This window comes from Bacillus sp. JJ1566 (assembly GCF_036962685.1).
Lineage (GTDB): Bacteria > Bacillota > Bacilli > Bacillales > Bacillaceae_L > Ferdinandcohnia.
The window spans coordinates 60,097-67,225 of sequence record NZ_JBALOP010000059.1 but is presented as its reverse complement, the minus strand read 5'-3'; the positions used below and the strand labels follow the sequence as shown (position 1 = coordinate 67,225).

Sequence of the window (7,129 nt, the reverse complement as noted above, 5' to 3'; positions counted from 1 at the left end):
TCATTTAAATATATAGAAAGTTCCATTTTTTCCGAATTATATATGTAATATAATACATTGTAATGGGCGAATCAATAAATTATTATAAAAATTAGAAAATACAGAATGTTTGACTGATCCTCTTTTTTGAATACGCTTACTTTCTGGAAAGGAGGAAGTTTTGAAAGATTCGCGAATAGTCAATTAACCAAAAAAGTAAAAAGGAGGAAGATTATTTTGAATCTAGAAACGGTAATGAAAACAGCAAACAGCTTACCACTTTGGATTTTTGCTTCATTGGTAGTTGGAATTGTTATCTTTCAAAGTATCACTTTTATTCGACTTGCAACAAAAACAAGTCAATCTGTCGGCATGACTTCTTCAGAAGTAAAATCTGCGATAAGGGCCGGTGGGATTAGTGCTATTGGACCAGCAATAGCAATCCTTGTAATTGCTATTTCCATGATTGCTTTAATTGGAAATCCCATTACATTAATACGAATGGCTATTATTGGTTCAGCTGCAATCGAAACAGTTGGTGCTAGTATTGGTTCGCAAGCTGCTGGGGTTGATTTAGGATCACCTAACTATACGCTACAAGCTTTTACGAGTGCTGTATGGGTAATGTGTGTAGGTGGGATGGGCTGGATGTTATTTGTAGCTCTATTTACAAAGTCACTGGGAAAAATACAGAAAAAAGCAGAATCTAATCCAAAAAATGTCAAGATGTTGAGCACAGTTTCTGTTGCTGCCATGATAGGGGCTTTTAGTTACCTAGGTGGGGGAGAAATGGTAAAAGGTATGAGTGAATTCATAGTATTTATTGTTGCTTTCATTACAATGCCTATCATAATTTGGATAGGTGATAAATCCCGATTGATATGGTTAAAAGAATGGTCATTAGGACTTGTTATTATTGTTGGTATGATTGCTGGTGTCATTATTTCTTAAAAAGAAAGGTAGGAGAACTAAATGCAAGCTAATAGAGAGGAAAATAATTTATCCTTAAACCAAGCTATGTCAGGTACACAGGCTACAGCAATGGATTTTGATACCTTCCAATTAAGGTCTCATTTTTGGGGGCGTCTAACAATATGGGCAGTCATTGCATTAAGTCTAATTGTGCCTCTATATCTTTCTTTTGTTCTTGGATACCATCCTGGCTGGTCGCCTATTATATCAGGTTTGGCTGCGTATGCAGCTATTATAATGTTTGTTTGGGTGCTGGAACCGATTAGCTATTATCCTGTTTTAGGTGTTTCTGGAACGTATCAAGCCTTTACAATAGGTAATATTGGAAATATGTGTCTTCCTTGCGCATCCATTGCTCAACGTGTAGTTGGTGCAGAACCAGGAACCAAAAAGGGTGAGATCACTGCTTCATTAGCAATTGCAACGGCATCAATCGTGAATGTTATAGTTGTTATTTTAACAATACTAAGCGGTTCCTACATCCTATCTATCTTGCCAGAATCAATTATAAATAACCTAAGCTTAGTCCTTCCGGCTATTTTTGGAGGAGTCATTGCTCAATTCGCTATAAAGAAACCATTATTTGGTGTAATTGGAATTGCATTCGGTCTTTTTGTTAATCTGGGTCCTGTACCGCGCGCCTTTCAAACGTTTGTCTGCATACTCGGAACAGTTGTTGTTTGTATTCTTCTAGAGAAGATCAAAAAACAAGAGAAAAACAAATAGGTGTTGGAATATTTCTGGAAGGGGTGAAAATCCATTTGAAGATGGATATAGAAGATGAGTAAACAAAATATATTACAATGGATAAAAAACAATCAGTCTGACTTTACCGAAATGGCAAAAAAAATCTGGGAGAATCCACAAATTGCTTATGAAGAAAGCTTTGCAAGTGATTTGCAAGCTTCCAAATTAAAAGAAGAAGGATTTCGTATTCAAGCCTCTATTGGCGGAATTTCTACAGCTTTTTTAGCTGAATACGGTTCAGGAAAACCCATAATTGGAATACTTGGTGAATACGATGCATTACCTGGACTTTCCCAAGCCGTCAAAACAGTACAGGAACAAATTGAATTAGACGGACCAGGTCACGGCTGTGGCCACAATTTACTTGGGACAGCTGGCGTAGAAGCAGTTGTAGCGTTAAAAAAAGCAATGGAGGAAAATAAACTAACTGGAACTATTCGTTATTATGGATGTCCAGCAGAAGAAGTTTTGTCCGGTAAAACGTTTATGGCAAAGGAAGGGGTCTTTGACGATTTGGATTGCGCTTTAACCTGGCATCCATGGACATCAAACATGGTAGTAAATATGAGTATGCAGGCAATGGTGTCGATTAAGTTTCATTTTAAAGGAATTCCATCACATGCTGCTTCATCGCCACATGCAGGGAGAAGCGCATTGGATGCTGTGGAATTGATGAATGTCGGCACAAACTATTTACGGGAACACGTTGTCGACGGCACCAGAATTCATTATGTCATTACAAATGGGGGGCTTGCGCCAAATATTGTTCCAGAGCATGCAAGTGTTTGGTACTATTTAAGGGCTGCTTCAAAAGAACAAGTCGAAGATATACTTAAAAGAGTTAAAAATATAGCTAAAGGGGCAGCCTTAATGACAGAAACAGAGGTTCGCTCTGAGATTGATGCGTTTGCTTATGACACTCTACCAAATGAAGCTTTAAATGACCTCATGTTTGAAAATATGAAATTAGCAGACCCTTTAGCATTTACTGCAGAAGAAGAGAAATTTGCAAGAGGATTAGTAAAGACTGTAGATTCTAATATCGTAAAAATGGCACAACGTTCAACCAATGAAATACTCCCGATCACCTATCAAAATGATAAACAAACAAAGGGAAAAACATTAACTGGTTCAACTGATGTTGGAGATGTCAGTTGGATTACACCAGTTGGTAATATCATGACAACATGTGCCCCCGTCGGAGTACAAGTACATTCATGGCAGGCAACAGCTTCTTTTGGCTCGTCAATCGGTTTCAAGGGAATGCACTTGGCGGCACAAACAATGGCATTAACTGCGTATGATTTACTACTAAATAAGGATCAAATACTCGAACGAGCAAAAGAAGAGTTCTACTTATCCACAAAAAACAACCCCTATGTTGCGGGTATACCTGAAGATGTCAAACCACCCATTAAAAATAAACAATTTAGTTTAATTTAAGAAATCAAAAATATTTCTAAGAAGTCCTCTAAAAAGGAAAAAAAGAACACGAAATGGAAAAATGATAATTTCAGGTATTGCAAAAAATACATCAGCGAGGAAGTCGGAGAAGGTATATTTACCATCATTCGATTTCCTTTTTTTACGCTTCTTCATGTCGTAGCCTCCTCAGCTCAAAAAATAGGGAAGAGCACGAGCAAAAATAAATTGAACACTAGGTGTGATAGGATTGTTAATAGGATATTTCGTTTCCACATATATAATGTTCCCCAAACCAGTCCACCAGCAAATGTCGCAAGTAGAAAAAGCGGGTTAAGGGTATAAATATTTGCAGACATATATAAAAGTGAGGAAATAGCGATAATGAGTAGCTTGTTATCGAATGTAGCTTCAATCTTCTTTTGAATATAGCCTCTCCAAAATAGTTCCTCACCTGGAATAATAATGAGAAAAAGTACAATAAAATGCCATGCGAGTTGAGGCTGTATCTTCGTATATAAATTAGCAACATCAGTTAATTGATTTGGAAATAGGAATGCGGAGCCTAGTTTCCCAATAAAAAAGAGAAAGTACATGAGGATGCCTGAAAAAATTGCGATAACTAGATTTGGCACTGATATGTATTTATAATCAAATTTTCCGAATCGGATCGCTGCAACGGATAAAAGAAAAAAGCATATAGTGAAAATGATCCAAAACGGAAGGTCAGATAGAAAACTTATGGCTAGTAAAAAATGTGCAAATATGAAAAGTAGAAAAAAGTGTTTTTGCATGTGTATGTTCCTCGTTTGTTAGAATGTGTCGCTGTTCATTTTATCATGAGGCTGATTTTTTTAGAATAAATATCTGGTGAAGATTCATCCTAATGATGAAGGATTGAAAGAAGGAGATGTTCTATATGACACAATCAAAACGCCAACAAGAGCGCCAATGGACAGTTCGAAAACAATCACAAAATCCACATGGGAAAGTGAAATCCTTTGAACAGTTAGCTGAAGAAGCAGGGAAGGATACAAAAGAATAGGAAGAGCGCAGCGCACACACTCCTTTTTGGGTGTGTGCATTTTTATGGACAGGGTATTTCCAGGCGGATTCCAAAAGTGGTGTGATAAACTAGGTTTTTGCGTGGAGTATTTCCAGAGGGATTCCAAAAGTGGTGTTATAAAAGAGGTTTATGCACGGAGTATTTCCAGTTATATCCAAAAGCGAATTAAAAAAGAGATGCGGGTTTTCTCCATAATTAAGGTGTAAAAAAGCTTGTGGTACAACAGATCTCTTAAAAAGTGGAATGTGTTGTCCCTCCATAGAATTCGGAGCACCCCTACCCTCAAAAAAGGTGGAAGTTGCTGTCTCCTTAGAAGGCTAAAAATACTGACCCCATCCACAAATCCCAAATTTCCAGTTCATTTTCATTGAGAATTATCGGAAACCGAAATATAATTAACCAAGATATAATTTGAATTGGAAAGAAGGATCATGATGGGTCAAGATGAGATGAGGGAATATAAAATAGGAATCCTGTACACCACGATTGCCTATATCGCATGGGGAGTATTGCCTCTTTATTGGAAGTTGATCGACCATATACCAGCAATTGAAATTCTTGCACATCGGATTATCTGGTCGCTTGTTTTTGTGCTAATGATCGTTCTTGTTTCAAAGAAAGGGAAGCAATTTATAGCAACCCTCAAAGAGATTACTAAAAACAAACTCAAACTAATTGGGATTGTGGTTTCATCCATCTTCATTACAATCAACTGGGCTACTTATATTTGGGCGGTAAATACGGATCATATTATCGACGCAAGTCTAGGGTATTACATTAACCCGTTGGTCAGCGTACTGCTTGGCATCATTGTTCTTAAGGAAAGACTATTGTTCTGGCAGGGGATTTCATTTACGTTAGCCGGTATCGGTGTTCTTATTTTAACCTTTCAATATGGAAGTTTTCCTTGGGTTGCATTTACACTTGCATTAAGCTTTGGTTTTTATGGGTTAACAAAAAAGCTAGCAAAGCTTGATTCCTTGATTGGTTTAGTGATGGAAACGATGGTGATTGCACCACTTGCACTCATTTATTTAGCAGTTCTATTTAAGGGCGGAGTCGATTCCTTTTCAGGAGCAAGCATCGATGTGCAGTTAATGCTTATGGGGGCAGGGGTCGTAACAGCATTACCACTCCTTTGGTTTGCAGCTGGGGCAAATAGAATTCCACTTTCTGTTATTGGAATTCTTCAATACATTGCGCCTACAATCAGCCTTTTATTGGGAGTGTTTTTATATCATGAGCATTTCTCGAAGGTTCATTTCATTACGTTCCTTTGTATTTGGACGGCACTGTTGATCTACTCGTTTTCAAAATCAAAACTTTTAACTTCGCTTCAACCTAAATTTATGAAAAATAAATCATTAGGGGCATAAAGAACAAAAAGGGAGCTGATTACTGAATCAGCTCCCCTTTGATTAGATTGTCGCGACAATCTTATAGTTTTTATGATTGACTACTGTACGACTCTCTAACTCTAAATCTCTATAATTGTCCATATATGTTAAGTCTACGATAACCGAGTTTTCGTTCACCTTTTCCACGATGCCTTTAAGGCCTTCTCTGAACTCAATAATATCCCCAATTTCTGCAATTTTCATCATGTCACCCTCCATCGCATTCTATGAAACTTCAATATCAATCATAATGTGCTTTTATTTACAAAAAATCCATTTTTTTATATTTTGCCTTACTTTTGTTTCAATGTAAAGCGTTTTCATAGATATTCTTTTATAAATTTTTGTAAAAAATGTGACAACCTTTAATTATTTTTTTATATTAAATGAAGACGCATTTGTAAAGGGAGAGAAAAACAGTGAGAGATGTAGGATTGGTTTTAGAAGGCGGGGGAATGCGCGGTGTGTACACAGCAGGCATCCTTGAATATTTTATGAAACAGAATGTATATTTCCCATATGTCATTGGCGTATCTGCTGGGGCGTGTATGGCAGCGTCTTATCTTTCAAGACAAATGGGCAGAAATCGTACGGTTAATATTGATTATATTAATCACCCGAACTATTTATCATTTCGTAATATGGTAAAGCATAGGCAGATATTCGGAATGGATTTTATTTTTGATGAGATTCCAAATAAACATGTACCATACGACTATGATACTTTTTATCAATCAAAAGAAGAATTCGTGGTGGGAACAACTGATTGTGAAACAGGGGCACCGATGTATTTTAAAAAAGATGATTATGGAGATGAGATGCTCAAGGTCATTCGAGCTTCAAGTTCATTGCCATTTGTTGCACCAATCATTGAATTCAAAGGCAAAAAATTATTGGATGGGGGCATTACGGATCCGATTCCATTAATAAAAGCACAGCAGGATGGCCATTCAAAAAATGTGGTGATTTTAACTCGAAATCGCGGTTATTCGAAAAAGAAATCAAATATGGCATGGGTGTTTAGACGCTCTTATAAGCAATATCCGAATTTGGTAAAAGCAATGGGAACACGTTATCAGCGTTATAATGAAACACTTACGTATTTGGATCAGGAAGAGAGAGCGGGCAGGATTTTTGTGTTTAGTCCAACTGAACCACTTGAGGTAGGACGTATTGAAAGGAATCCTGTGAAATTAACCAATCTATATGAACTTGGGCTGAAGGACGCAAAGGAACAGTTTGATAAGTTTCAGAAGTGGTTAATGTCTTAACCAAAAAGGTGCCTCTAGGGAGACACCTACACTTGTTTACCTACCTTGTGGACCAAAACCACCCATCATTCCGGGTCCACCCATTGGGCCTTGCTGCCCGCCGCAGGTGCAGCCCGGTCCATGCGGACCATGTGGAACCATCATATTTGGTGCCATACCATAGCCCTGTGGTGCCATCATCCCAGGATTCCCTTGTCCCTGAGGCCCAAAGCCTCCCATCGAACCGGGAACGCCACCTGGTCCTTGAGGTCCGAATCCACCCATCATAGGTCCAG

The 7,129-nt window shown here is 37.8% G+C and carries 9 protein-coding genes and 1 pseudogene; 6 read left to right on the top strand and 4 right to left on the bottom strand.

What is annotated here, in order from left to right:
• Positions 1-216: 216 nt before the first annotated feature.
• From V7112_RS21015 to V7112_RS21005, 3 genes are read left to right on the top strand one after another with little or no spacing between them, the layout of a single operon-like run.
• Positions 217-930: a DUF5058 family protein gene (locus tag V7112_RS21015; RefSeq protein ID WP_335423442.1), complete on the top strand. Its 714-nt coding sequence runs from the start codon at positions 217-219 to the stop codon at positions 928-930.
• Between the two features lie 21 nt (positions 931-951).
• A complete protein-coding gene (locus tag V7112_RS21010; protein WP_335423439.1) occupies positions 952-1,677 on the top strand; it encodes a small-conductance mechanosensitive channel in 726 nt (241 codons plus the stop codon).
• Positions 1,678-1,731: 54 nt separating this feature from the next.
• Entirely contained in the window at positions 1,732-3,141 is a 1,410-nt protein-coding gene (locus V7112_RS21005; RefSeq protein ID WP_335423437.1) for a M20 family metallopeptidase, read from the top strand.
• On the opposite strand, the gene V7112_RS21000 is transcribed toward V7112_RS21005, so the two are convergent.
• Both V7112_RS21000 and V7112_RS20995 read right to left on the bottom strand, forming a co-directional pair.
• Positions 3,133-3,297 carry a hypothetical protein gene (locus V7112_RS21000; protein ID WP_335423435.1) on the bottom strand — a complete coding sequence of 55 codons (165 nt, stop codon included), beginning with the start codon at positions 3,295-3,297 and terminating at the stop codon, positions 3,133-3,135. The genes V7112_RS21005 and V7112_RS21000 overlap by 9 nt on opposite strands.
• A gap of 17 nt (positions 3,298-3,314) precedes the next feature.
• A complete protein-coding gene (locus V7112_RS20995; RefSeq protein ID WP_335423433.1) occupies positions 3,315-3,914 on the bottom strand; it encodes a CPBP family intramembrane glutamic endopeptidase in 600 nt (199 codons plus the stop codon).
• 125 nt (positions 3,915-4,039) lie between these two features.
• On the opposite strand from V7112_RS20995, the gene V7112_RS20990 reads away from it, so the two are divergent.
• Positions 4,040-4,165 (top strand): DUF6254 family protein, encoded by a 126-nt coding sequence (locus V7112_RS20990; RefSeq protein WP_010283238.1) that lies wholly within the window; start codon positions 4,040-4,042, stop codon positions 4,163-4,165.
• A gap of 455 nt (positions 4,166-4,620) precedes the next feature.
• The gene (gene rarD, locus V7112_RS20985; RefSeq protein WP_335423432.1) at positions 4,621-5,562 is read left to right on the top strand and encodes an EamA family transporter RarD; all 942 of its coding nucleotides are present in this window, start codon (positions 4,621-4,623) and stop codon (positions 5,560-5,562) included.
• Between the two features lie 42 nt (positions 5,563-5,604).
• On the opposite strand, the gene V7112_RS20980 is transcribed toward rarD, so the two are convergent.
• Positions 5,605-5,787, bottom strand: coding sequence for a YkvS family protein (locus V7112_RS20980; protein WP_335423431.1), 183 nt, complete (start codon positions 5,785-5,787; stop codon positions 5,605-5,607).
• A 215-nt stretch (positions 5,788-6,002) separates the two neighbouring features.
• Here V7112_RS20980 and V7112_RS20975 point away from each other — a divergent pair, with 215 nt between their 5' ends.
• Positions 6,003-6,854, top strand: coding sequence for a patatin-like phospholipase family protein (locus V7112_RS20975; protein ID WP_335423430.1), 852 nt, complete (start codon positions 6,003-6,005; stop codon positions 6,852-6,854).
• A gap of 36 nt (positions 6,855-6,890) precedes the next feature.
• Here the strand turns inward: V7112_RS20975 and V7112_RS20970 are convergent.
• A pseudogene (locus V7112_RS20970) lies at positions 6,891-7,129 on the bottom strand (hypothetical protein); the annotation flags it as partial.